Below are 24,759 nucleotides of genomic sequence, written 5' to 3'. Positions count from 1 at the left end.
TCTTTTTTCTATATTGGGGATACCCCCCAATAATTACATTCCGCCTGTAACGCCAAAATTTCTTTACCTGTGATTGCTACTGCACCATTTGAAGCTAAGAAAATGGCTGTTGCACTAATTTCTGAAAGCGCCCTTTCGTGGAACATTTTGTGAAACAAGATATTAGGATTCACCATGACGTTATTTCGACGACACCACCAAAAACCGGACAATTTGATCCGAGAAGTTAAACCAGTAATGGGCTTTTCTAGCATCGAACATGAATGACTGCTGTTCATGGAGTTCTATTCTTTCTCCCTCTATTTCCACTGTTAACTTCCCTTCGATAATGAATAAAAATTCATGACCGGTATGAGAAAAAGCGCTTCCTTTATTTTCCCCTGGCTTTAAAGTGACAAGAATAGGTGAAAAAACAGCATCACGATTGCCGCTGGATAAATTCTGATAATGAAATTGTTCATGATTCGAATCTGAATTTTCTTGGGAGCGGTCCTCAGAAAAAAAGAAACTTGGATTGACATCTAATGTATCAGCGATTTTTTTTAATGACTCTAATGTGACGCTTGATTTTCCCCGTTCTACTTGTGATAAAAAGCTGATCGAAACGCCTGTTTGTTCAGCTAGACTCTTTAATGTTAGTTTTCGCTCTTTCCTCAATAATTTCAGTTTTTTCCCGATTGAATCAAAAGGCATACAGATGCCCCCTTTTTTACATAGTATCTAGCTACATTATACATGACAAATTTTGATGAATGTTCCATCATTAATAACTTATCAAAAAATATTGACAGAAAATTTCTAATTATTTAAAATGAAAGAAATAACCAATTGAAGTGATACTTCAATTTTGAAGGGGTGACTCAAGATGGAAAAGAAACAAATGCGGCGAATATTAATCGCGAGTTTAGTCGGAAGTTCGATTGAGTGGTTTGACTATTTTTTATATGGGACTGTTGCAGCTCTCGTGTTTAACCAGTTGTTCTTCGTGAATGAGGATCCGACAATAGGGCTGTTGCTTTCCTATGCATCCTTTGCGTTAGCATTCTTCATCCGCCCTTTTGGCGGAGTGATCTTTAGCCATATTGGCGATCGTATTGGGAGAAAGAAAACACTTGTTTTAACACTTAGTTTAATGGGGGTCGCAACATTTGGGATGGGGCTTCTTCCTACGTATCAAGCCGTTGGTATTTGGGCGCCGATTTTATTGATCACGCTGCGCTTAGTTCAAGGTCTAGGAATTGGCGGTGAATGGGGAGGCGCGCTTTTATTGGCCGTTGAATATGCTCCCGCTGAGAAACGGGGCTTGTTCGGAGCTATTCCTCAGATGGGTGTTACGATAGGAATGCTGCTTGGAACCATTGCCTTATCTATTATGACACTGCTTCCTGAAAGCGCATTCATTACTTGGGGATGGCGTATACCATTCATTTTTAGTGCTTTGCTTGTATTTTTCGGCCTATGGATTCGTAAAGGAATTGATGAAACACCGTCTTTCAAAAAAGTAAAGGAATCCGGAGAAGTTCCAAAGCTACCGATTGTAGAAACTCTTAAGAATTATTGGCGTGAAGTGCTTATCGCCGTGGGAGCCAAAGTGGTAGAAACAGCGCCATTTTATATTTTTAGCACATTTGTCGTATCATATGCTACTTCAAATCTCGGTTTCTCACGGACAGCTACATTGACTGCAGTCATGATTGCAACAATTATAACGACGATTTTAATACCATTCATGGGGATGTTATCTGATAAAATTGGCCGCAAAAAGCTGTTTATAGGCGGAACGATTGGGATGGCACTGTTTGCATTCCCATACTTCTGGTTGCTGCAGCAAAAATCGGTACTCTTATTAATCATTGCAACAGTGATAAGTTTAGGGGTTATTTGGGCTCCCATCACAGCTGTTCTTGGAACGATGTTCTCGGAAATTTTCGATGCAAGGATTCGTTATACCGGCATCACGCTTGGATATCAAATCGGGGCAGCTCTGGCAGGAGGAACGGCGCCGCTAGTTGCAACGGCTTTACTTAATAGGTTTAATAACTCCTATGTTCCTGTCGCCATTTATATTATTTTTGCATCTCTCTTGTCACTAGCAGCGATTTGGGCAGTTAAGGATCGTAGTAATCAGAAATTAGACGAAACGCATAATAGTAGAGCCATGTAATCTATGGTTCTTTTACTTTAAGGAGGACAATTGAATGTTGGTTATAAGTGAAAAGGAAATTCAAAACACATATGGAATGAAAGACGCAATTTCGGATGTAAAAGCCGTATTACGTGCACATGGTGCTAGAAGAATAGACAACCCCCATCGCACAGTTCTTGCTTTTCCTCAACACGAGGCATCGGCACTTTACATGCCAAGCGCTGATTTATCCGAAGAAGTTTCGGCGGTCAAAGTTGTTACCATTTTTCCAAAGAATCCTTCAAGGGGGATGGCAACAACACAAGGAGTCATCTTGCTTTCAGATGCAGAAAATGGCGAACATTTAGCATTGTTGAATGCCTCATATTTAACACGTCTCAGAACGGGGGCATTGAGCGGCATTGCCACAGACTTTCTTGCTCGTAAAGACGCACGGGTTCTCACGATTATTGGAACAGGGGCTATGGGATTTGAACAAGCAATTGGTGTGTTAGCCGTAAGGGACATTGAGCGTATTTTATTAGTAAATCGCACACCAGAGAAAGCGGAGAAATTCGGTGAAAAGCTGCGGGCATTCGGAGTAACCGTTCCTTTTGAAGTTTTCGGAGATGTTTCAGCAGCTGTTCGTCAAGCAGATATTATTTGCTGTGCAACCCGCTCGAACGAGCCTGTATTTAACGGGCTGGATTTAAAGCCGGGCACACACATTAACGGAGTCGGGTCTTATTTGCCGCATATGAAAGAAGTGGATAATACCACGGTATCACGCGCTGCTAAAATTATCGTCGACGATTTGGCGGGTGTGAAGGACGAAGCAGGAGAACTCATTCATGCAGCCAATCAGGGGAATTGGTCGTTTAATGATATTCATGGGGAGCTTTATGAACTTGTAATGCTGACCAAGAAAGGCAGGGAAAATGAAGAGGAAATTACCTTCTTTAAATCAGTCGGTGCTGCTTACTTTGACCTCGCTGTGGCAAAAGGCGTTTACTGCCAATCGAAAGAGCGGAACATTGGGATGGAGATTGAGGTATAAAAGAAGCCAATACATTTTGCTATCGCTGAATGAAATAACAACCCGATTTTTTAAAAAACAGGAGACGTTCAACATGAGACCTAACGCGTTTTTTTGTTTTAGGGATAATCATTTGCCTTAACTTGCAGTAACATTTCATCTTAAAAAAAGAGACCCTTCTTTCGGAAGGGCCTTTTGAATAATCCTTAATTTTCACAAGCGATCAAGTCTTTATCACGGTCGCTTTTTTTATTGGCATCATATAGTGCCTTTGAAACATGGGGCTTGTATTTCAGTCTGAATCCATCTTGAAAAAAGATGGATCATTTTCTATCTGTGTTGTTGTGTCGATTGCGGAAGATTGACTTAACATCATTACCTACCCGTTTCTGCTTCAGCTACATTTTTGACTCGTTCTAAAAATTCAACTACCACTTTTTCAGTAGCAAACAATAAAAATAATTTCACAAACCACTTTAAAGGGCGATTGGTGACTGTATATGTAAAGGAAGTCTTATTATCATTGATTTTATTTAATTCATATAAAGCTGTAATTTCAAACATTTTTGCTAGTGTAAAGCCTACTTTTAGCTTTTTCTCATTCGTTGCATTCGAATATTCTAATGTTTCTATATCATACTCTTCTGTTCGTTTTCCTTCTCTATATTTTTGGCGATATACACTTCCAACCACTTCTTCAGTTATTTTAATGGGCTTTTGTTCCACTACTTGAGGCATGATTTGTTGCATATTTTCTACAGAACCATCAAGAAACTTCCAAACCTGTTCAATTGGAGCGTTTATTTCTATTTCTTTTGTCCATGTTTTCAATAGAATCACCTCTACCTACATTATATTAACTTTACTATGTAAAACCAAATTAACAACTGACTTGGGTCCATATAATCTAGGATCACCTGAGCTTCTAAAAAAAGTCCGCCATTATCGGCGGACTTTTTATCAATATAGTGCTGTTCAAATTTATTTATTCTGTTCAAGGCATTGATAAACTGCCATCATATCTCGTTTATTCAATTCACGAATCCGGGCGAAAATCGGAATATCGGCAATGGCTTCGGTACGTTCACTTTCAGCCACGGCATCACTTACTTTCCCTGTCAGCCAGGTCTGCACGTCAATGTCCTCGACGATTGCTTTACGTCCTTCATCATCGATGCCACTGGCATGACAACTCACACAGGGTATCGTTAATTTATACACACCGTCATGGATGTTATCTTCTGAAATGACTTTCTTGCCATTACAGAATGGACATTTATGACTTGCTTTAATTTTATTGATTTGGGTAACGATTTTTTTGTAGCCAAATGCTTCATAGACATAGGTTAGTTTTTTGTATTTGCCATTGGTGAAGTATTTATCAATAATGGTTTCTCTTGTTTCGTTAATATTGGCAAAGTCACAGATGGTGATCTGGTTTTTGCTGCTGATTGCTTCGATATTACCTTTAATGCTGCCCCAGAATGGCAGGGTATTTTGTAAAACCACTTCATACCCGACGAAGCTTGCCAGTTCCAGTTCGAGCATTTTCAACGCCGCTTTTATTTCCCGAGGGAGGAATGAGACATCATCTGTAAGTGCGATATCGCCGCCCACAATCGCTTTTAGTTTTTCCAGTTCTGGCAGCTTCCCTACAACTTTGATGACTTGATCAATCGGCTGTTGGATGATCTCGCGAATGTCTGTATCACCAAATGTTAGTTTTTTATGATGGTTCAGGACCGTTCCTTGACAGACAGGACAGGCGATCATCTCTTTTGATGCTTTCATCTGCTCTTTAATGATCGATTTCGATATGAACATATAACGTCCAATGATGAAATTGAATCCTTCCCATGTCCTTGATGCCTTGCCTGCTTTATCGTAAAAGGACTTTTCCCAATACCCATATAAGAAGGTCTGCTTTTCGGCATCTGTCATCTCATTATAGCTTTTACTAATGTCGTGACCGAGTTCATTCTTGATCTCATCAAACAGGAATTGCAGTTTTGAATGTTGATAAAACTTTAGTACTTCCATCACGTCTGGATGTAATAAGCCATCCCAGAATGGCACGTTTTTGTCTTGAATGACGACATCAAAGTCAAATTTTTCAATGACCCTGCGGCCCGAACAGCTTGGACAATGATTTTCTGCAGAATAGAAATCGAAGCTTCTTGTATCTTTATTGGTCGGATGTGCTGCCACTAGATGGTTGATCATTCCGCCCAATTCATAAAGAAACGTATATTGACTATACAAGTGCCGTTCCAGATCGATGGCGATCACAGGTGCGATCGTGTCTGACTCGTATTCACCATAAATCACACGAGCGATTGGTGATAAGCTTTTTAAAATGCCGCCCTTATAGACGTTCTCTGCCTTTTTAAAATAGTCCAGATGATTTTCCTGTAAATAATTGATGCCATTTTTTGACCGAAGTGTGGAAGAGATTTGCAATGGCTCCACTCGATCTTCACTGTTTTTGTGACGATAATGATCATCATGACTGACAACGTCAAGATGCTGGACAGGTGCAAGCTGTCTTTTTCCAAAATCAACGATATAATCCGAGCTTTCCAGCATATAACCATTATGTTCAATCATGATGATGGAGACTGATTCATCCTCCAGGATGACCCTGACACTATCGATGAATTGGTTTAAAATATTTTGCGATAACCCTTTTGAAGGCTCGTCAAAAATAAACAGCGTATGTGGGTTTCTTGTCTTCGCGAACAGCTCGGAAACTAAGTGGACACATTGAAATTCACCAGTCGATAGTGTTTGTGTTTTTCTTTCTAACGTCAAATAACCAAGTCCAAGTTTGATCAATAAGCTCAAGCGTTTATGAGCGATGTCTTCCTTTGGCAATTCTTCGATGATATCTTCGATCGAACGCTGAAAAATATCATCAATTTCATCACTGTATTTGGTGAGTTTCTTTTTAATATCAAGAAACGTCGCAACGGTTGATCGACTGGTAATCGATTTGTTTCGGTCCTGCCCGACCATGACCAGTTTATCCTTTGGATACCGCTTCTGAAAATCTTTAGAGATACATTCATTGACAAGTGTAGATTTACCGCAGCCTGACTCACCCGTAAAGGTAACGAGCCTATTCTTAGGAATCCGAATTTCTTCCATTTGAATATTACGGCAGTAAAGATCCTGAAATTGATAGTATTCCGTTGGCGTTGCTTCATTTCGTTCCCAGCTGATTGGTTTGGGACGTGGTGATTCCTCAACAATTTTCCCGCCATATTTCCCACTGCCAGGTCCAAAGAACAATTGTTCATCTGTGCTATCTAACACCGTGTCTGAGTGATCAATGAGCCAAATTTGATTTTTATAACCTAATTGCTTAATCTGTTCTAAAATCTTCAAAAGTGTTTGATGATCAAGACCGACGGAGATTTCATCAATGATGATCACGGTATTTTCACTTGTTGCCATGAATTCGGCCAAATAAAGCCGTGTTAATTCTCCCCCTGAAACTGTCCCCATAATACGGTTTAAGCCTAAATAACCAATATTCATATTGATTATATTTTGGAGAATATGCTGTTTAGCTTCACTAATATGTAATGTCTCTGCAAGCGAAAGGATCGTTTCAATGCTTAGGTTGTTGATATCGGAAATAGTATGCGGACGATCTAATAACTCAATGGTATATTGCTCGACTTCTTGATTGTAGCGCTTCCCCTCACACTTTGGACATTCGACATTTTTCGTCGTACCGCGTCCTTTACAAGTGGGGCACCAGCCTAAGGCATTATTAAATGAAAAAACTTCCGGAGAAAGGTTGAATTTTTCTGCAAGGCAAACACGAATTTCTTTAAACACACCAGTATGTGTGCCAATGGTTGAACGGGGATTGGCTGAAATGGATGATTTGCCGAGAAAAAGGACCAGCGGCATTTCTTCCATCTTGATGGCGCTGAAGTTGGTTTCCATAATATTAGGAAATAAATACTGATATTCAGACTTGGGCAATAAGGAAACGAGACGCTTCTTGGATTCTTCCCCAATGGTTTGACAAAAAGTCGTTTTCCCGGAACCGGATAATCCAGCAATTCCTAATGATTGGTCGTCTGGTAGTGATGAATCTAAATGGTTTATATTGTTCGCTATTAATCGATTTATTTTCATATGTAACTCCTCTCCAGTTTATTAAGCTCAGTCTTTCATATTAGCACAGCGACAAATGTATTTGGTGTTTTTTTAACGGTAGCTCCATCCTTCTATTCTTTCACATTCCACTGCTCCAAAAACGTATGATTCATCGACATAAATCGTGGACTTGGATTTTTTTTCATAATAAATAGGATGATTAGAGCCTTCTTAAAGATTATAAAAGCCCCTCTCGATTAAGAGAAGGGCATTCTTTACGAAGTAAGACCATATTTTTGCCCAATACACTTATTTTGTATTGGACTTTTTTGCCTTGTTTTCAAGCTCGCTTTTGGGCTCAGTGGCGAATTCGACATCTTTTCCATGTCCCTGCGGGTTAACACTTGGTGCGATTTGGCCTCTTCCTGCTGTCTTTTTACTCATTTCCTTCACCTCCAAGTATATTATGTCCGAACTGTTGTAAATTAAAATGTAGGTCGTTTCTTTCTGTGAACGTCTCTCTAAAATCAGGAACTTATAAAGATTACCCCAAAAAAAAACCTGCATAGAACTAAAGTCTACACAGGTTTCAAAAAGCTGTTTTCCATATTTGGGGCCCTCTTTGTTAATCCAATGTCAGAAGTAAACTATCCGTTGCAACGTTGAGTAAGAAAGGACTGGGTTCTCCAACCGTATAAATCTGCAAGTTATGCATAGCCCTGGTACATGCGGTGTAGAACAATCTTCGTAAGCTCTCATCACCGTATGCTTGCACAGATGCATCATAAATGATGACAGCATCAAATTCGATGCCTTTGGCCAAATAAGCCGGAATGACAACAACACCCTGTTCATATTCATTTGTGCCTTTCTGTACGAGTTTAATTTCACCGATGGTACTAAGGGCATCGTATGCAGCGGCACTTTCCGCAGCAGATTTACATACTATTGCGATTGTATTATACTCACGACTTTGAAAGTCTTTGACTTTAGACACGATTTTGTCGTGCAATTTATCACGGTTCGACACTTGAGTCAGTACAGGTTTTTCGCCTTCACGGTCGAACGCCTTAATTCGATGTCCATCAGGAACTAGTTCACGTGTGAATTCTATAATCTGCTTTGTGGATCTGTAGCTTTGAGCCAAGGTTATACTCTCGGTTTCACTAATTCCGTATAAACTGGTAAGAGTCTGGAAATCCACCCGTTCGCTGGCATGAGCGAATATTGCCTGGTTAAAGTCACCAAGCACGGTCATCCTTGCAGAAGGAAACAACCTTTTCAAAAACTCGAATTGAAATGGAGAATAATCTTGTGCTTCGTCTACAAGCACGTATTTTATAGAGGTATTCGTCTGAAATCCTAGGATTAGCTCCTTCAGCAGCAAAAATGGAGTCGCGTCTTCGTAATGCAGTTTACCTTCGTCCAGCATTTTTTGCGTTGATAAGCAAATTTCCCTTTCGACAGGTGTTTTACCCTCGTTCCACAGTTCAATCCGTATTTGATCGTCAAAAAGTTGCTTGTATATTCCCTTAATGTCGATAAAATGAAGTGCTTTTATCCGTTTACGTAACGTCTTCAATTTCTTTCGAACAATCATGCGCGCGAGCATTTTATTCTCTTTCTCATAATCGTCAAAGGAATCTTCAGTATCGCCGCGTTTTTTCTCTAAGTAGGTGTATACCTTCTGATAGTCTTCTTTGCTAAGATACTCGATTTCCTCCTGGACCCAAGGTTGTTTCAACTCAAACTTTTCCTTTTCATCAAGTAAGTCACATAACCACTCTTTCAACTTTTCAATCCTATTGTGAAAACGTAGGGTGGTGTCTGTGTTATAAAATCTTTCTGAGATTTGTTTGGCGGAGACGAGCATTTCCCCTCGAAACCTTAACCCTTTAAAGATCATTCCAGATAATTCTAGTGATTGACTGTATGTTTTGATTATCTCAAAGAAGCGAATTGAAGCCTTAAATCGGATACTCGCTGTCCTAGTGCTATAGGAAGGATCATCCGCTGCAGTTAACAAAAATTCTAATTGCTCATAAGGGTCCTCAACTTGAAATGAGTCAGTCAGACGATGGTCCAAATATTCCTGGAATGTTACCTGCTGCATATTCTCTTCGCCAAGTTCGGGTAGTACATTGGATACGTAGTTATTAAACATTGAGTTAGGAGAGAATAGAATGATTTGATTGGCTTTTAGCCTATCTCGATACTTGTAAAGTAAGTAAGCGATCCGTTGGAGGGCAGCTGATGTCTTACCACTGCCAGCGGCTCCTTGAACAATGAGCAGACGTCCGCGATCGTTCCGGATGATCCTATTTTGCTCCCGTTGAATGGTGGACACAATACTGTGCATATGCTTATCCGTCCCCTTACCAAGCACCTGCTGCAGTATCTCATCTCCAATGGTGAGACTCGTATCGAACATTGATTCGATAATCCCTCCCTTGATGATATATTGCCACTTTTTCTCCAACATCCCCCGGATTATGCCTCCGGGTGTTGAATATTCTACAGGGCCGGGAGGATAGTCATAATAGACACTCGAAATCGGAGCCCTCCAATCGTAGACAATGAAGTTTTCTCCTGTTGTATCAGCAAGAGTGGAGGTCCCAATATAAATATGTTCCGTAAGGGAAGACCCTTCTTCAGTTAAATCAATTCGGCCGAAATAAGGTACTCCCTGCATGCGGCGCAGTGTTGACAACCTCTTGAAAGCATATCTATGTGCCCCTTCGCTTTGTGACAAGTCTTGAGCCTGCTGCCTTAAGCCAATGATCGTCTCGAGGTAATCATCGAAAGTATCCATATTAACCTTGAGGTCATCCCAAAAGTGTTTACGGATACTAACAACTTCTTTTCTACGCTGGGAAGTTTCACCTTCTATTTTGCTGATTTGTTTCGTAATTGTTTCTATCACCTCATCCAAACGTTCTTGCTCCTGCCGAATTTCATTGTTCATATCAGACACTCCTTTAAAAAATGAGAAATTAGGGGTTGACTAGAGGTGAGTTTTACCTTATACTTATAGTAAGGGGTAAACTGTTTTTATATATCGATAAATGTGTTTCTATACTAATTTATCACAATTTCTGAATTATATCAATATATATTGCACATCAGTTGCCATAATAAATCGTCGTTTTAAACTCTAATTTAACATATAAATCCAGTAACCAGTTGAGCATGTAGCTTGGCTGGTTATTTTTTTTGACTATTTACATATTTGAAAGCCTCATTGCTTTGCTGGCTACTTAATTCATGGTAGCGGCGACTCTCTCATCAACGGCGATTCGTAGTATCCCATGACATAACGGCAGATCCTATTCCACCCATACCGATAATTCCTAATACTTTATAAAACGAGTGCTTCTTTGTAATCCTTAAAACCTTTTGTAGGAGGAATTTATAATAAAACAATATAAAACATGTCAAAGTTGTGGAATGCCGTTTTCTAAAGATGAATTAGGTGGAGGAACTGAATAAGATGGTAGTAAAAGCACTAAATATTGTAGTCATTGTTATATAAATGGTGAATTCACTCAAAATATTACTGCGATAGAAATGCAAAAATTTGTTCAAAATCATTTGATGGAAAATATGAAGATGCCTAAATTTATTGCTAAGTTTTTCACTAGAGGAATCCCAAAATTAAAGCGATGGAATTAGTCAAACTATCAGAAAATGAATTAACTGTTTTCATTCAAATGTGATTGAAACGGAAGGGGCGAGACTCCTGCGGGATTAGTGCGTCAAAGGGAGACCCCGCAGGCAGCGCCGAGGAGGCTTCCGGACCACCCGCGGAAAGCGAGTGCCTGGAGTGGAAATCAATTATCGAGGTTGTCTACAGTCTGAAGCCCTCCTTTATAGAGAGGGCTTCTAATTTTTAGGCTCTGTTAAACTTTGGTGTTGATTTTGAAAAAGTTGACCAAGTGATGTCAGACATATACTTTCAAGAGTTATTAGAAGACCAAGATTGTGAGATTTTTATAGCGAAAGGAAACGGAGATATAGTTGGTTTTGCAGTATTGGAAATAAAGGAGTCTCCATTTGAGTCTATGACATCGAGAAAATTTACTTATATGAAATATTTTGGAATTATAAGAGATAGTCAGAGAAATGGAATTGGGAGAGAATTATTTAAAGCTTGTGTAGAATGGTCTTAAAACAGAGGAGTATCATCCTTAGATTTAAAGTATGGGAGTTCAACCAAACAGCGATTTCATTTTATGAGAATTTTGAAATGAAAACTGTTAGTAGAAAAATCACATTACCTCTATAGAATATACATACGCATTTAATTTACGGGGCATTACTCCAATATCGAGGACTGTGATTAGCTCTTTTATTGTTATCCAGCGATCGGGTTATTTTGCTCCTTAACGGTACAAAGAGTTTACTGACTTTGTGGAATTAAAAAGGCACTACCCCTTATGTATTTAGAAAAAAATAACAAAAAAGTAGGAATAAATTACTAATTTAGTACGAATTGTAAAAAACAATTGCGAATGTAGTGGTTTTTGTGGATAATTGGCACTGTACTAATACTAAATTTTATAAAAAGAGGAGTAATTTGGTTTGAAAAAATTCATCGCAGGTTTAACAATGTGTGCTTGCTTAGGAACAACAGCATTCGGAGCATCAGCAGCAACTAACTTTGGTGCTCAAAATTCTAAAAGCGGCGGCATCGAGCTAGATGCGCTAATTGAGGAAAACGAGACAGGTAACGTAATAATTGATGATAGTCAATCTTCAAATGGCGGTAACGGAGGCATATCTCCTTTTGCGATTGTAGCGGAGGGTAAAGATGCTGGCGGAGGCGTTTTCGAAGTGGAATGGGGTGGAGATAGACACACGTCTAAATACAACCATCCAACAAAAAAGCATCGTTCAAGTGCGTCAAACTCCTCTGCTACAGAGTATAGTGCTTGGGAATCAAAAGGTGATAAAGCTTCTGTTTGGATTAAATCTTCTCTAACGGGAAACAAAGCTAATTGGGCAACTAAATAATTTTAGAGGTGTGGTAAAGTGTATGTTTTTACGCTTTGCCACTTTTTTAAGGGGTATGGGCTTGTGAAAAAAATACTTTGTTTACTGTTTGCTATCGTGATGTTCGCAACCAACCTGTTTGGCTATTCGTTGATGTTCAATTATCAATTATTTGATTTTTTATACACAGGAAACCAAATTATAAAGATCGATTATGACAAAGCGACTTCTCAATTTAAAAACGATGATTTTCTAGTCCATCTAGATACATTTTCTATAGAGCATAATATCAATATTTCTCAATACAATTTCATCAGTGAAACGGATTTGAACATCTATTCGACGAACCCCGGTGGTGATCCAGACGTTCACTTGGAATCGGGTACACTTCCGATTAACGAAGCATTCATCTCCAATCAACCGGAATCAGATTTCGGCAAACAATCAGGTGTCTTCTCATTCCCCATAACAAACTGGGATGTTCATATGTATGAAATGAATCAAGTGAACAACATCGGGTTGGGAGATGTGTTTTATCTAAGTGGAGCGGATAACAAAATCATCAGCTTGTTTATCAAGGAGTTCTCCCAGTATGGCGCTATATCACCGACTTCGATGGAAGTGAATAGTTCGGTTTTGGTCAATCCTTCTTTGGTTATAGTCGTTATTTTCGCTTATGTCCTTTTCGTGATAGGGCTCTTTTTTTATTTTATTCAAAATCGAAAGAGACTGCTGCTGCAAGAGCTTTGGGGCTATGACAAAAAAGAAATACTAGTATCCGACATTAATACGTTTAAGTATTTTGTATGGTGGACTTGCTCCCTCTTATTTTTAGGAGTCGCCGCTTTTGTTTTCGCATTGGGGCAAACGCATTTTTGGATCGACTATTTCTTGACGTACGCCTTGGCTACTATTGTCTCACTTTTGATTCTCTCACTAATGATGCTGACGGGGGCTTGGATTACTCAATATATCTGCAGCGGTTCAGGCGCCGTTAGAGGACGTTTACCTTTCACAAGGATGCAATGGATATCGGCTTTGTTGAAGGCTGTGGTTTCGATTGTGATGTTTAGCGTTATCGCTTCTTCCCTAGCCCGCTATGAGCAATTAAGCAACAAACTCGAAGCTTTGGATTATTGGGATAAAACTCAAGATGTTTATCGGATTCAAGTCGGGGTAATGAACGACAAGGTTTTAGATGACCTGACGGCTAATAGAGATTTGAACGACCGTTTCCAAAAATTTTATAAAGAAATCAAGAAAAACAATCGATCGTTTCTGATCAACTCTGAAAATTACAACGTGGCAGAATATAACGATGGAAATCCGGTATACAGCTACGCGCTCGATTTGACAGATTCAATCGATCTATACTCCCCTAAAGGCAGAAGTATCCTTATCGATGAAAACTATCTGAAGATTAATCCAATATCCGGCAGTGACGGAAAGCCTGCAGCTGAACAATTGAAAAACAAAAATGATACATTAGATATATTAGTGCCGGAGCAACTTAAAAGTCAGGAAAATAAAATCATCGCTTCGTACTTAGAGTGGTTCTATTTCCAAAGCGTTGAAGTGGCCAATATGTACAACGAGGAAATGTCTGAGCCGTTGATTCACAAAAGAATAGACGACTTCTCTATCAATGTTATTTATACGGAAGAAGGACAAGATTATTTCACCTATGACAGTTATACAGGTGATAACCAAAACAATATCACAGACCCTATTGCTGTTCTGTATAATGATAGTTTTGATACTTCGGTTATAGGCGCCAATACCACTTCCTCCCTTTTCTTTTTAGACGATTCCAAAGGAAGTGCGTATATTCATATCCTGCCTGCTTTAAAGAAAACAGATGTCAAGGAAATAAACAATGTAGTATCTGTTTATAACGAGGCCAATGACCAGATTGTCGAATTACAGTGGAAGCTATTCCAGCAAACAATTGCTCTGATCATTGCTATCCTCTTTTCCATCATCTTTTTCTCGGTATTTATCTGGGCTTATTACAACGCCAATAGCTATCAGCTGACACTTAAATCTTTATTCGGGTACTCTTATTGGAAAAGAAACCAAACCATCATTATTATTACAGCGTTCTCCGCTATCGTTTCTGCTTTACTAGTTTATTTTGTCGTCCACCGTACAAGTTACATTTTTCTGATGGCGGGTGTTGTTTTGGCTATCGACTTGCTCTTTGCAAACCTCTTGAGCAGTTACTTTAGCAAAAAGAATATTAACAAGGTTTTAAAAGGAGATTAATATGATTGAACTTATGGGCGTATCTAAAAACTTTGGCGGTAGAATGATCCTTAACGATTTTACCTTAAAGGTTCATAAAAACGAGTTTGTTACAATAGTGGGACCCAGCGGCGCCGGAAAAACAACCGTTTTGAATTTGATGGGATTATTGGATAAACCGGATGATGGAACGGTTATGATAGACAGCTGCAAGAACCCAGGTAAGAAAGATACGGTGTTTTTGAGAAGATACAAAATCGGCTACATTTTTCAAAATTACGTATTAATGAATAATGAAACGGTGAAAGAAAACTTACTGATATCTAAGGCTTACAATAAAGATTTTAGCACTGAAAAAATGGTCAACACATTGGAACAAGTCGGTTTGGATTCCAGTTACCTGAAAATGAAAGTTTATCAGTTAAGCGGCGGTGAACAGCAACGAATCGCCATCGCGAGGGTGATGTTGAAGCCGTGTGAAATCATATTGGCGGATGAACCGACCGGGAACTTGGATACCGCTAATAAAAAAGCAATCCTCTCCTTGTTTCGAGAGTTGCAGAACGTAGGAAAAACAATTGTCTGTGTGACACACGATAAGAGTATCTCAGATCATTCAGATAGAGTCATTGAAATTAAAAGAATGTGCGAGGAGAAAGAAAAATGAAAATCATCGGAATAACTTTAATAAACTGCCTTTTAATACTTGCGACCGTGGTTGTGCACAAGGTCATCTTTAGAACAATGCTTTGGAATTCCTCAAGTTTACTTTTATATTGGGGAATGTTTGTCGCTGTTTTCTTCATTTTAAATGTGATTACAAATAGCTTGCTGATCAAAAACCGTAAGTAGGAACAAAGAGCAGCAGGAACGAAAAAGTGGCTAAGGAGGCGTTATCTTAGGATAACAACCTTTAAATGTATATAAATAGACCAAACATATTATATATATAATATGTTTGGTCTATTTTGTTATGATTCTGTTCGTAATCATTACTTTATCTTGTCTTACTCAACTAAAGGGGCAGGTTAGCATTCGAGAGATATTCGTATTAAACTGAGGGAGTCGAACAAGAATAAAAATAAAAATGATAATATGGTAAGCTTTAAATATTATAGAATTTTTTTGAGGTGAATATGATGCGTAATGTTGAGGTATCTTCACATAAAAAAGAATGGCTCTCAATGTTTCAAGTGGAAAGCGAGAAGATTAAGGGAGTATTTGGTAATTTAATACTAAGTGTATATCACATTGGAAGTACAGCAATACCAAATATAAAAGCCAAACCAGTAAGACATTATGATTGAAATTATTAATATTTGTGAAGTTGATAAATTTAATCATCAAATGGAACAATTGGGCTACATAGCTTATGGTAAAAACGGAATTCCTAATAGACGATTCTTTAGTAAAGGTGGGAACAATAAAACTCATCACATTCATATCTTTGAACAAGAGAATTCGGAAATTACCCGTCATATAGCATTTAGAGATTATATTATTTCCCATCCTGAAGAAGCTCAAAAATATAGTCAATTAAAGCAAAGTTTAGCTGATAAATATCCTACTAATATTGAAGTGTATATAGAAGGGAAAAATGATTATATAAAATCAATAGATAACAAGGCGAAAAAATGAATAAAAAGTCCAAGTTAGAGTTTGTGAAATATTGTACTTAAACTACCATGAAAATTAAACACTAATAATCAGAAAAAAGACCATATTAAATAAAACGCAAGCTTCAATTTTTTTGAAAAAAAGCAGCGCCCTATTAGATCTCCTAATAAATCGGTGGTTAGGATGCCTCTGATATATTTACGGTATATCCTAAGTTTTCTAACCTTCGGACCGAATTTCGTACAATGGAAGCTTGCTTTTGCTTATCAAAATAATCTTCGCCTAAGTCTACATACATTTCTTTCCTTGTTAAAAGATAATAAGAAATTCTTAACATGGCGTGGGCAACGACAATTCCAGCTCGTTTTCTTCCTTTTCGCGCAGCTGTCCGTCTGTATAGAGCGCCAAGATAGTTTTTGGAGGCACCAACTGAATGAGCAGCCTCAGTTAAAGCAGATTTTAAATATTTATTTCCCTTTTTGCCTCTGGTTGATTTCCTTTTTCCTGCACTTTCATTGTGTCCTGGTACGAGGGCGGCCCATGAACATAATCTGGCTGCACTTTCGAACTGTTTTTCAACGTCCGTTCCGATTTCAGCTAGAATTTGTTCTGCCATTCGAGTGGCAATCCCAGGTATTGAATCCAGTCGTTCTATGTCTTCTTGATACACACTAACTCTTTGGGCAACCTCTTGATCGAGGTTTTCAATCTGTTCAGTCAGAAAATCAATATGAGTTAGAATCGATTTAAGCATCATGCGTTGATGAGGATTCACATACCCATTCAGGGCAAGGATTAAATCATCTTTTTTCTTCTTCATCGAACGTCGCGCAAGGTTTGCTAGTTTCTCAGGATCATCCTCACCATTTGCGATCGCTTGAAGCATGTCCTTTGATGAAACACCCATAATATCAGATACGACAGAGCCTAATTTGATATTTGCACCTTCAAGCACCTTTTGAATTCGATTATGCTGTCTGGCTCGTTCTTCAATAATACTTCTACGATACCGAACAAGCTCACGCAATTCTCGTTGATTTCGATCAGGGATAAAGCTTGCCTTCAATAAACCATGACGAAGAAGTTGAGCGATCCACTCAGCATCCTTGACATCTGTTTTTCGACCAGGGACTGCTTTCATATGTTGTGCGTTAACAACTAAAAATTCCATTTCTTCAGCCTCAATTAAGTTCACGATAGGCTTCCAAAACACACCTGTGCTCTCCATAGCGACATGAGTGCAACCATGTGATTTAATCCAATCCATCAGTTGAATTAAAAACACCGTTTTTGTAGAAAATGTTTGAATCTCCTTTCCTTCGGGGGTCATAATGCAGGGTAATGTTATCTTTATGTACATCCATTCCGCATACTCGTTCAATGATAACTTCCATTGAAACCATCCTTTCTATGGCAAAAAATTAGAGGCTGGTGCAAAAACCAGAATAGGATTAATCTACCATGAGTGCTTCCCGTAAGGGAGCGACAGTCTGTGATGCACCGAGGTCGTTGGAGTCAGACTAACGGATGGGCTCTAATGGCACCATAGTTCATCGACCTTCCTCACCCAGCCATAGAATCAGTATGGACGGTTTTCCACCATTTTCATTCTCTGTGGTGCAGCGCTGGTCGTGCGCTGCATGGTTGGCTAACAGGGGTGTTAGTTTAAGAAGATGGGGAACCACAACAAATGAAGGTTCCCCTAATTACTATATAAAAATCAACATTAAAATTTAACAGAGCCAATTTTTAAAACAAATGTGATTGGAACGGAAGGTGCGAAACTCCTGCGGGAATAGTGCGTCCAAGGGAGACCCCACAGGCAGCGCCGAGAAGGCTCCCGGACCACCCGCGGAAAGCGAGTGCCTGGAGTGAAGATCAATTATCGAGTTTGTCTACAGCCTAAAGCCCTCCTTTTTAGAGAGGGCTTGTTTGTTCTGCAGGGTGAGTAAAATACTGAATAATCCAGGATTAAAAAATGGAGAGCCCCAAAAAGACTATCCAGCGTCATTCATTCCACTACTCTCTCATGCTGTCTAACAAATCATCACTTTACCCTTACCCCAGTTTTGATCAAGGTAGGTGGAACCCCCCCATTTTTTGATTACCATCACTTGTGATCCGGTTCTCCGTGCCCATTCTAACTGCAAATTCCAAAAAAAGAACCTTCAATCCATAAATAGATCGAAGGTTCCATGTTTTATTTTTCATTCATTGCCTTTTCAATCTCTTCATCAAGGAAACATTGCCTTTGATGAAAAATGTTGCTTAAGCTTTTTGAAGTGACTTTGTTTCTGCTTCTAAAGAATTAACTTGGTTCGGCAAGTCTTCGTTTAGACCAAGCGCTTGCGCTGTTGAAGTATGAAGTTCGTGGAAAAGCTCTGGGTTTTCCACTAGTGACACGCCATAAGAAGGTATCATTTCTTTTAATTTCGGTTCCCACTCTTTTAGATGTTGCGGGAAGCATTTTCTCATTACTTCAAGCATAACGTGAACAGCGGTAGAAGCACCAGGAGAAGCACCTAGTAATGCAGCTATCGTGCCATCAGCGTCACTAACCACTTCCGTACCAAATTGAAGTGTTCCTTTGCCGCCTTCAACAGTATCCTTGATAACTTGCACACGTTGGCCTGCTACCACTAAATCCCAATCTTCGCTTTTGGCGTTCGGAACAAACTCACGTAATTCTTCCATGCGCTGTTCTTTCGATAACATAAGTTGCTGGATCAGGTATTTTGTCAATGACATCTCTTTTGCGCCTGCTGCCAACATAGTTACGAGATTATCCGGTTTTACTGAAGTTACTAAATCGAGCATTGAGCCATTTTTTAAAAACTTTGGCGAGAAGCCAGCAAACGGTCCAAATAGCAACGATTTTTGGTTGTTGATATATCTTGTGTCAAGATGCGGAACAGACATTGGCGGAGCACCAACCGAAGCTTTTCCGTATACTTTTCCATGATGCTGCTCTGCAATTTCCGGATTGTTACACACCATGAATATTCCACTTACCGGGAATCCCCCAATATGTTTTCCTTCAGGAATACCAGTTTTTTGCAGTAAATGCAAGCTTCCTCCCCCGGCGCCGATAAAGACGAATTTTGCAGTATGGCGTTCGACAGTACCGCTATCGAGGTTTTTCACTTTCAATTCCCACAATCCGTCGCTAGTACGTTTAATATTATTAACACTATGTTTATAGTTTATATCGACATTCTTAGTCTTTAAGTGGTCAAATAATAAACGCGTTAAGGCGCCAAAGTTGACATCTGTTCCAGAATCGATTTTTGTTGCTGCTATAGGTTCATTTAAAGCTCGGTCTTTCAACATAACTGGAATCCATTCCATCAGTTTTTCAGGATCATCGGAAAATTCCATTCCTTCAAACAGTGGATTGTTTGACATTGCTTCAAAACGTCTTTTCAAAAACTTTACATTTTCTTCCCCATGTACGTAACTCAAATGAGGCAATGGCATGATAAAGTCCTGCGGATTACCTATCAGATTGCTATTTACAAGATAAGACCAGAACTGTCTTGAAAGCTGAAACTGTTCATTAATTTTTATAGCTTTGCTAATATCTACGGATCCATCCGGTTTTTCGACAGTATAGTTAAGCTCGCAAAGTGCAGAATGCCCGGTTCCCGCATTATTCCACTCGTTAGAGCTTTCCTCACCTGCGTCTGCGAGTTTCTCAAACACTGTAATTTTCCAGTCCGGTACTAATTCTTTTAGCAATGTCCCCAAAGTCGCACTCATGACTCCGGCACCAATTAAGATAACGTCTGTTTCAGTTTGTCTGTTACTCATTTTTACCATATCCTTATAAAGATTTGCAGAAAGGATGTAGACGCTCCTGCTTAAGCGTCACGGTAAGCCAAGACGCAACCAAGGAACACACCTTTTCTGTATGCATTTTTAACCCTATATAGTATATCACTATTATTTATAGATTTAAATATCAACTATTATATAACACCAAGATCTTTATCCAGCTTCTTGCAAAGGTTAAGGCTTTGGTTTGCCGTTATCAGTGAACCTCCACGCTTCTTAGTTGCACTGTACTGGATTATTTTAGAAATGAAAAATGTTCCCCCTTCTTTTGCAGATATTTCAAAATAACGTCAGATTTTCGAACTCTGGGAATATCCCCCGTTTTAGTTATTTTATTTAATCAAAAATATGCACTTCAAACATTATATAACAGTTTATGACGTAGTTGGATACTTTGTCGTTATATTAGATGAACTTTTTTAACTAACCTTTTTTTAGTAAAAAAAGATTCATTCTCGGAGTTTGCGATTAGTGATGATGCTCTCGTCATTTTAAAAGGAAATGCCCGCTACATTTTCCACAGAAAAGGACAAACATTAAAAAAAGGCAGTCGTATTCAATATGTTATGAGGATCGTAAAAAAATTATCCGCCGTATAGCCATGCGGTGAAACGATATATATTTTTACGAACGATGGAATTTATAAAACGATGTTATCGCAAGTAAAGTGAGGAAACGGTACATAGAGTGGGATGGTATTTGTTTAAAGATTCCCATACAAGTAAAATAACCAAAAAGCATGATTTCCGCGGAAATCATGCTCCTTTATATTTATAGGGGATAAGTCGGAAAAATTAAATCCCGCCTGCAACGCCGATTTCTTCGCCTGTGATGGCTCCTGCACCGTCTGAGGCTAAGAATACAGCTGTAGCACCAATTTCTGAAGGCTCTAGTAAACGTTTGATCCATTGTTTACCTAGGATGTGGTGGTTTAGAGCCTCTTCTACAGTTGTTCCATCTTGTTCTGCAAGTTTTGGTAGTTGTTTTTCGATTAATTCTGTACGTACTGGGCCTGGCTCAATCGTATTACATGTGATACCTTTCAATGCGTTTTCTAATGCTGTTACTTTCGTAAAGCCAACTTGGCCAAATTTAGCAGCACAATAAGCAGATTTATAAGCATCTGGAATTCTTCCGTGAGCTGAGGAAATATTGATAATACGTCCTTTTTTCTGTTTTTGCATAGCTGGTAGTACATGTTTAGTTAATAAGAATGTTCCTTTTAAAATAACATCATTTACAAGATCCCATTTTTCTACAGGGAAGTCTTCGATTGGAGAAATGAATTGAAGTCCTGCATTATTGACTAATACGTCAACTGTACCACGTTCAGCAATGACTTGTTCGACAGCAGCTTTTACGTTTGGTTCGTCTGCTACGTTTACTTTGTAGCCTTTTGCATTGCCTAGTTTTTCAGCTGCACTTATAGCTGCTTCTTCATTTAAATCAAAGATTGCTACAAAATCTCCATTATTGATGAAAGATTCTGCAATAGCGTATCCAATCCCTTGTGCTGCCCCTGTTACGATTACTGTGCGTTCGTTTGTCATAATCCCTATCTCCCTTTGTTCGTATTTTCGATTTAACTTTAATGTTTAGTTACTCGTTTCCAAATAAGTTTGTCTTCTGGATGAAGACCATTGAAAATAACCACTTGGTCTCCCTCAATTTTCGCGATACGAGGCTGAGCCTGATTAAGCCAAGTTGGATTCAAACTGACATCCATATGATGTATTAACTGATGGTTTTCTTCATCTACTTCAAACTGTCCTGAATAGGCCAAATACCCATGCGCAGCTGTAGCCATTTCTTCTAGAGTCCCTGAGTGCAAGTCTCCAGATTGATAAGCAGGACGCCCAGATGCCATGAGTTGAGCTGACATATAGCCATCTGGATTATACATAATGAAACCTTTTGCATCTTTACCCAAAGGATAAATCACATGTCCATCAGCGTCTTGCGTTTCGTATGAAACCAATGACCATGTACCAACTACTTGATCACGCATTGATTTCTCCATTCTTAATCACCTCCTTGAAATGTGGTAGCCTTCTTACATGTAAGCTTGTCCTGTACTCGTTTTTCGATTTCTTAGTAGTAGATAGACTTTTTATCACTAGATTTTTGTGATTAATAGAACATAATACCAATCACCAATGCGACGATTAGTCCGATTATGTTTGGTAATGTCATGCTATAGAAAGAATATTTAAAGGCATTTTTATGATTCAAGCCTGTTAATGCGAACAATGAAAGAATAGCACCAGCATGAGGTAAGCCTGTAAATACAGATGAAGCAATCGCTGAAATACGGTGCATCGCATCTGGATTCACGCCCATAGCTAGATAAGACTGCGCGAATGCCTCCATCGCAATTCCTAGTCCTCCTGATGAAGAACCTGTAATGGCACCAAGTGCGGCTGAAGCGACTGTTAAGCTAATTAATGGGTTACCTGGAATTCCTAAAATGAAATCTGAAATCACTTTAAACCCTGGTGCCATGGTAATCACTACACCAAACGCAACAGTTGTTGCTGTGAAGAAAATAGGCGTGATTGAACCATTCGCACCTAAGCTAAGTGCTGCCTTGTGTGACGGAATGTATTTGTGGAAAAATACAGCCGCTACTATAATTGCTGCCGCCAAGCCAATTAATACGATATTGGCAACCTTCATTGCACTCCCTGCAAAAATAATAATAATTAATATAAGAATCGGTAAAATACTTATAAAGAATGAAGGGATTTTTTCTTTTAAAATGGCTTTACCCTTATCTTCTTGTGCATAAGTAGCAAAAGTATCACCATTTGCCAAGCTTTTATTCAATGCATACCTTAAATAAAAGATCCCTACTACAATGGCAACAATTGTTGCGGCAATCCCCATTAAAGGAGCTGCGGTTAAAGTAGTGCCTAAGTAAGTCGTTGGGACAACGTTTTGAATCGATGGTGTCCCAGGAAGCATCGTCATCGTAAATGTCCCAATCCCCATAAATACGGGAATAACGACTAAATTCCATCCGATATTTAATTGCTTAAATAAAGGTTTCGCTAATGGAACCACCACAAATAAAACGACAAATAAACTAATGCCACCGAAAGTTAAAATTGCGCTGATCGCATAAATGGCAATTAATACGGAAAAGGGTTTTTCTGTACCTGTGATGGATAGTACCTTCTCTGCGATTGCCTGTGCTGCGCCACTTTTCTCTATATACTGTGCTAAAATTGCACCTAATAAAAATACGCCAAAGAAATTTATTAAAAAGCCCGTTAGCCCTGTCATAAATGATGTTTCATTTCCAATTAAAGAAGGAAAGAAATTCATGCCATTCGTCACAATGACAACAATTGAGGCAAGTGGGGCAATAAATACGATGCTAAAACCCTTCATTGCTAGAATGACGATTAGAGCAATCGCAATTAAAATACCGATTGTACCCATAATGTGTTTTCTCCTGTCTCTATCTTTATTTTGTAAGATAAATTCGCATGTAGTGTATATTGCTATAGCTTAACCGTTTCAACTCAGTAAGAAGTATCATTCATAAAAAAACACCAATGAAAATTTTCATTTGGTTTTCTTTGGATCACTACTTCATTATTTTGTTAAACAGACGAAGATTAAAATTTCCCCTTAACAAGTGCGTGCAGCACCACCGTTTTCAGTTGTTTCATGAACCATACCCCTTTCATTTCCCACTGGACATAAGCATTTGTTACGTTCCTGTATCCCCATCCCCCTAAATTAAATGAGTTACGAATTGTTTTAAGCAACAACTACTATTCAAATATAATATTTTAAAAATTATAAGTGAAATATATAATAATGATATATTCTATAAATTTTAGTAATAAATAAGGGCGTGATTGTATGGATTTTAAACAAATACAGTATTTTACCGAAGTCGTTAACCAAGGAAGCTTCTCTAAAGCTGCTGAACATTTATTTCTATCACAACCAAACATCAGTAAAACCATTAAAGATTTAGAAAAAGAACTGGATGCTAAGTTGTTAACTAGAACCACAAGGAAGATTGAACTGACCGATACAGGAAAATTACTCTATCATTACGGGCAACGCATTTCCCAATCCATCGAGCATTTTTATGACGAATTAGATGATATTAAGAATAGTAAAAAGGGAAATATAAAAATGGGCATTTTTTCAACACTTGGAACAGACATTTTCTCTGAACTCATGGCTCTATTCCACATAGAATATCCTCTTATCACTGTCCGATTCGTTGAGGATGGTGCCCTTCATTTAAAAAATACATTACTTAATGGCGAACTAGATTTAGTAGTAATGCCCTTACCCATTGATGATGGGTTTGATAGCATTCCGTTTATGAAGGGTGATTTACGTCTTGTTGTTCATCAGAACCATCGACTTGCCAATCAAGAGACGGTATCCTGGGATAATTTAAGGGAAGAAAGCTTCATAATCTTTCGGGAAGGCTACCAAGTTCATGAATTAATCATGCAAGCATGCAAGCTAAACGGCTTTGAACCAAACGTTATTTGCGAAACATCACAGTGGAAATTCATTATGGAAATGGTCTCCTTTAATCAAGGAATAACAATCCTCCCTCAAAGTGACCTAAAAGAAATTGATGTAAGCGAAGGAAAGATCAAAGTCATTCCACTTATCCCCCATATAAATTGGCAAATCGGTATCGCTTGGAAAAAAGACAGCTATATCTCCTACGCTACTAGAACTTGGATCGATTTTATTAAAACCAAGCTAGAAGCCAGCAAGAGAAAAACCAAGTGATTTTTGGAAAACTTAATACCCA

Annotated in this window: 20 protein-coding genes and 3 pseudogenes; 11 read left to right on the top strand and 12 right to left on the bottom strand. The window is 38.7% G+C overall.

Annotated features, from left to right (window positions below; translation table 11 throughout):
* Nucleotides 1-8: 8 nt before the first annotated feature.
* Together JFU50_RS15200 and JFU50_RS15195 are read right to left on the bottom strand one after the other, a co-directional pair.
* Nucleotides 9-146 carry a hypothetical protein gene (locus JFU50_RS15200; protein ID WP_201223172.1) on the bottom strand — a complete coding sequence of 46 codons (138 nt, stop codon included), beginning with the start codon at nucleotides 144-146 and terminating at the stop codon, nucleotides 9-11.
* Nucleotides 147-180: 34 nt separating this feature from the next.
* The gene (locus tag JFU50_RS15195; protein WP_201223170.1) at nucleotides 181-693 is read right to left on the bottom strand and encodes a helix-turn-helix domain-containing protein; all 513 of its coding nucleotides are present in this window, start codon (nucleotides 691-693) and stop codon (nucleotides 181-183) included.
* Between the two features lie 172 nt (nucleotides 694-865).
* On the opposite strand from JFU50_RS15195, the gene JFU50_RS15190 reads away from it, so the two are divergent.
* On the top strand, nucleotides 866-2,164 hold the full coding sequence (locus JFU50_RS15190; protein ID WP_201186562.1) for an MFS transporter: 1,299 nt from the start codon (nucleotides 866-868) through the stop codon (nucleotides 2,162-2,164).
* A 34-nt stretch (nucleotides 2,165-2,198) separates the two neighbouring features.
* Nucleotides 2,199-3,182 carry an ornithine cyclodeaminase family protein gene (locus tag JFU50_RS15185; RefSeq protein WP_201223169.1) on the top strand — a complete coding sequence of 328 codons (984 nt, stop codon included), beginning with the start codon at nucleotides 2,199-2,201 and terminating at the stop codon, nucleotides 3,180-3,182.
* 185 nt (nucleotides 3,183-3,367) lie between these two features.
* On the opposite strand, the pseudogene JFU50_RS15180 reads toward JFU50_RS15185, so the two are convergent.
* From JFU50_RS15180 to helD, 5 genes and pseudogenes are all read right to left on the bottom strand, one after another.
* A pseudogene (locus JFU50_RS15180) lies at nucleotides 3,368-3,466 on the bottom strand (excalibur calcium-binding domain-containing protein); the annotation flags it as partial.
* Between the two features lie 70 nt (nucleotides 3,467-3,536).
* A complete protein-coding gene (locus JFU50_RS15175) occupies nucleotides 3,537-3,992 on the bottom strand; it encodes an SRPBCC family protein (RefSeq protein WP_201223168.1) in 456 nt (151 codons plus the stop codon).
* A 150-nt stretch (nucleotides 3,993-4,142) separates the two neighbouring features.
* Nucleotides 4,143-7,313 (bottom strand): ATP-binding cassette domain-containing protein, encoded by a 3,171-nt coding sequence (locus tag JFU50_RS15170; protein WP_201223167.1) that lies wholly within the window; start codon nucleotides 7,311-7,313, stop codon nucleotides 4,143-4,145.
* A 270-nt stretch (nucleotides 7,314-7,583) separates the two neighbouring features.
* Complete coding sequence (gene sspL, locus JFU50_RS15165; protein ID WP_201186571.1) at nucleotides 7,584-7,718, bottom strand: small, acid-soluble spore protein L; 135 nt, start codon at nucleotides 7,716-7,718, stop codon at nucleotides 7,584-7,586.
* A gap of 181 nt (nucleotides 7,719-7,899) precedes the next feature.
* A complete protein-coding gene (gene helD / locus JFU50_RS15160; RefSeq protein ID WP_201223166.1) occupies nucleotides 7,900-10,239 on the bottom strand; it encodes an RNA polymerase recycling motor HelD in 2,340 nt (779 codons plus the stop codon).
* Nucleotides 10,240-10,775: 536 nt separating this feature from the next.
* Between helD and JFU50_RS15155 the strand changes: the two are divergent.
* The 8 genes and pseudogenes from JFU50_RS15155 to JFU50_RS15125 all read left to right on the top strand — a co-directional run.
* Nucleotides 10,776-10,946, top strand: a pseudogene (locus tag JFU50_RS15155) (zinc ribbon domain-containing protein); the annotation flags it as partial.
* Between the two features lie 266 nt (nucleotides 10,947-11,212).
* A complete protein-coding gene (locus JFU50_RS15150) occupies nucleotides 11,213-11,443 on the top strand; it encodes a GNAT family N-acetyltransferase (protein ID WP_201223165.1) in 231 nt (76 codons plus the stop codon).
* Between the two features lie 412 nt (nucleotides 11,444-11,855).
* Nucleotides 11,856-12,287 carry a lactococcin 972 family bacteriocin gene (locus JFU50_RS15145; RefSeq protein WP_201223164.1) on the top strand — a complete coding sequence of 144 codons (432 nt, stop codon included), beginning with the start codon at nucleotides 11,856-11,858 and terminating at the stop codon, nucleotides 12,285-12,287.
* Between the two features lie 63 nt (nucleotides 12,288-12,350).
* Nucleotides 12,351-14,531, top strand: a complete 2,181-nt coding sequence (locus JFU50_RS15140) for a DUF1430 domain-containing protein (RefSeq protein ID WP_201223162.1) — start codon at nucleotides 12,351-12,353, stop codon at nucleotides 14,529-14,531.
* A 1-nt stretch (nucleotide 14,532) separates the two neighbouring features.
* Nucleotides 14,533-15,177: an ATP-binding cassette domain-containing protein gene (locus tag JFU50_RS15135; protein ID WP_201223161.1), complete on the top strand. Its 645-nt coding sequence runs from the start codon at nucleotides 14,533-14,535 to the stop codon at nucleotides 15,175-15,177.
* A complete protein-coding gene (locus tag JFU50_RS15130; protein ID WP_201223160.1) occupies nucleotides 15,174-15,362 on the top strand; it encodes a bacteriocin-like WGxF protein in 189 nt (62 codons plus the stop codon). The genes JFU50_RS15135 and JFU50_RS15130 overlap by 4 nt, the downstream gene beginning before the upstream one ends.
* A 287-nt stretch (nucleotides 15,363-15,649) precedes the next feature.
* Complete coding sequence (locus JFU50_RS31455; RefSeq protein WP_274608349.1) at nucleotides 15,650-15,817, top strand: GrpB family protein; 168 nt, start codon at nucleotides 15,650-15,652, stop codon at nucleotides 15,815-15,817.
* Nucleotides 15,810-16,148, top strand: a complete 339-nt coding sequence (locus tag JFU50_RS15125; RefSeq protein WP_274608348.1) for a GrpB family protein — start codon at nucleotides 15,810-15,812, stop codon at nucleotides 16,146-16,148. The genes JFU50_RS31455 and JFU50_RS15125 overlap by 8 nt, the downstream gene beginning before the upstream one ends.
* A 157-nt stretch (nucleotides 16,149-16,305) precedes the next feature.
* Here JFU50_RS15125 and JFU50_RS15120 read toward each other — a convergent pair.
* The 5 genes and pseudogenes from JFU50_RS15120 to JFU50_RS15100 form a co-directional block, all read right to left on the bottom strand.
* Nucleotides 16,306-17,521: pseudogene (locus JFU50_RS15120) on the bottom strand (IS110 family transposase).
* Between the two features lie 874 nt (nucleotides 17,522-18,395).
* Nucleotides 18,396-19,973 (bottom strand): malate:quinone oxidoreductase, encoded by a 1,578-nt coding sequence (locus JFU50_RS15115; RefSeq protein ID WP_342366350.1) that lies wholly within the window; start codon nucleotides 19,971-19,973, stop codon nucleotides 18,396-18,398.
* Nucleotides 19,974-20,755: 782 nt separating this feature from the next.
* A complete protein-coding gene (locus JFU50_RS15110; RefSeq protein ID WP_201223158.1) occupies nucleotides 20,756-21,511 on the bottom strand; it encodes a 3-hydroxybutyrate dehydrogenase in 756 nt (251 codons plus the stop codon).
* Between the two features lie 38 nt (nucleotides 21,512-21,549).
* Nucleotides 21,550-21,981 carry a lipocalin-like domain-containing protein gene (locus tag JFU50_RS15105; protein WP_053347593.1) on the bottom strand — a complete coding sequence of 144 codons (432 nt, stop codon included), beginning with the start codon at nucleotides 21,979-21,981 and terminating at the stop codon, nucleotides 21,550-21,552.
* Between the two features lie 110 nt (nucleotides 21,982-22,091).
* Entirely contained in the window at nucleotides 22,092-23,405 is a 1,314-nt protein-coding gene (locus tag JFU50_RS15100; RefSeq protein ID WP_201223157.1) for a GntP family permease, read from the bottom strand.
* A 429-nt stretch (nucleotides 23,406-23,834) separates the two neighbouring features.
* Between JFU50_RS15100 and JFU50_RS15095 the strand changes: the two genes are divergently transcribed.
* On the top strand, nucleotides 23,835-24,737 hold the full coding sequence (locus tag JFU50_RS15095; RefSeq protein WP_201223156.1) for a LysR family transcriptional regulator: 903 nt from the start codon (nucleotides 23,835-23,837) through the stop codon (nucleotides 24,735-24,737).
* Nucleotides 24,738-24,759 lie beyond the last annotated feature (22 nt).

The sequence above is a fragment of the Peribacillus sp. TH14 genome (assembly GCF_016651145.1).
Taxonomy (GTDB): Bacteria; Bacillota; Bacilli; order Bacillales; family DSM-1321; genus Peribacillus; species Peribacillus butanolivorans.
The sequence above is the reverse complement of the archived record's forward strand: the minus strand, read 5'-3'. Positions and strand labels throughout refer to the sequence as shown.

Bases quoted from the DNA above. Each gene is read 5' to 3' on its own strand.
- JFU50_RS15200 (WP_201223172.1), bottom strand. From the start codon at position 146: ATGTTCCACGAAAGGGCGCTTTCAGAAATTAGTGCAACAGCCATTTTC.
- JFU50_RS15195 (WP_201223170.1), bottom strand. From the start codon at position 693: ATGCCTTTTGATTCAATCGGGAAAAAACTGAAATTATTGAGGAAAGAG.
- JFU50_RS15190 (WP_201186562.1), top strand. From the start codon at position 866: ATGGAAAAGAAACAAATGCGGCGAATATTAATCGCGAGTTTAGTCGGA.
- JFU50_RS15185 (WP_201223169.1), top strand. From the start codon at position 2,199: ATGTTGGTTATAAGTGAAAAGGAAATTCAAAACACATATGGAATGAAA.
- JFU50_RS15170 (WP_201223167.1), bottom strand. From the start codon at position 7,313: ATGAAAATAAATCGATTAATAGCGAACAATATAAACCATTTAGATTCA.
- sspL (WP_201186571.1), bottom strand. From the start codon at position 7,718: ATGAGTAAAAAGACAGCAGGAAGAGGCCAAATCGCACCAAGTGTTAAC.
- helD (WP_201223166.1), bottom strand. From the start codon at position 10,239: ATGAACAATGAAATTCGGCAGGAGCAAGAACGTTTGGATGAGGTGATA.
- JFU50_RS15150 (WP_201223165.1), top strand. From the start codon at position 11,213: ATGTCAGACATATACTTTCAAGAGTTATTAGAAGACCAAGATTGTGAG.
- JFU50_RS15135 (WP_201223161.1), top strand. From the start codon at position 14,533: ATGATTGAACTTATGGGCGTATCTAAAAACTTTGGCGGTAGAATGATC.
- JFU50_RS15130 (WP_201223160.1), top strand. From the start codon at position 15,174: ATGAAAATCATCGGAATAACTTTAATAAACTGCCTTTTAATACTTGCG.
- JFU50_RS31455 (WP_274608349.1), top strand. From the start codon at position 15,650: ATGCGTAATGTTGAGGTATCTTCACATAAAAAAGAATGGCTCTCAATG.
- JFU50_RS15125 (WP_274608348.1), top strand. From the start codon at position 15,810: ATGATTGAAATTATTAATATTTGTGAAGTTGATAAATTTAATCATCAA.
- JFU50_RS15110 (WP_201223158.1), bottom strand. From the start codon at position 21,511: ATGACAAACGAACGCACAGTAATCGTAACAGGGGCAGCACAAGGGATT.
- JFU50_RS15105 (WP_053347593.1), bottom strand. From the start codon at position 21,981: ATGGAGAAATCAATGCGTGATCAAGTAGTTGGTACATGGTCATTGGTT.
- JFU50_RS15100 (WP_201223157.1), bottom strand. From the start codon at position 23,405: ATGGGTACAATCGGTATTTTAATTGCGATTGCTCTAATCGTCATTCTA.
- JFU50_RS15095 (WP_201223156.1), top strand. From the start codon at position 23,835: ATGGATTTTAAACAAATACAGTATTTTACCGAAGTCGTTAACCAAGGA.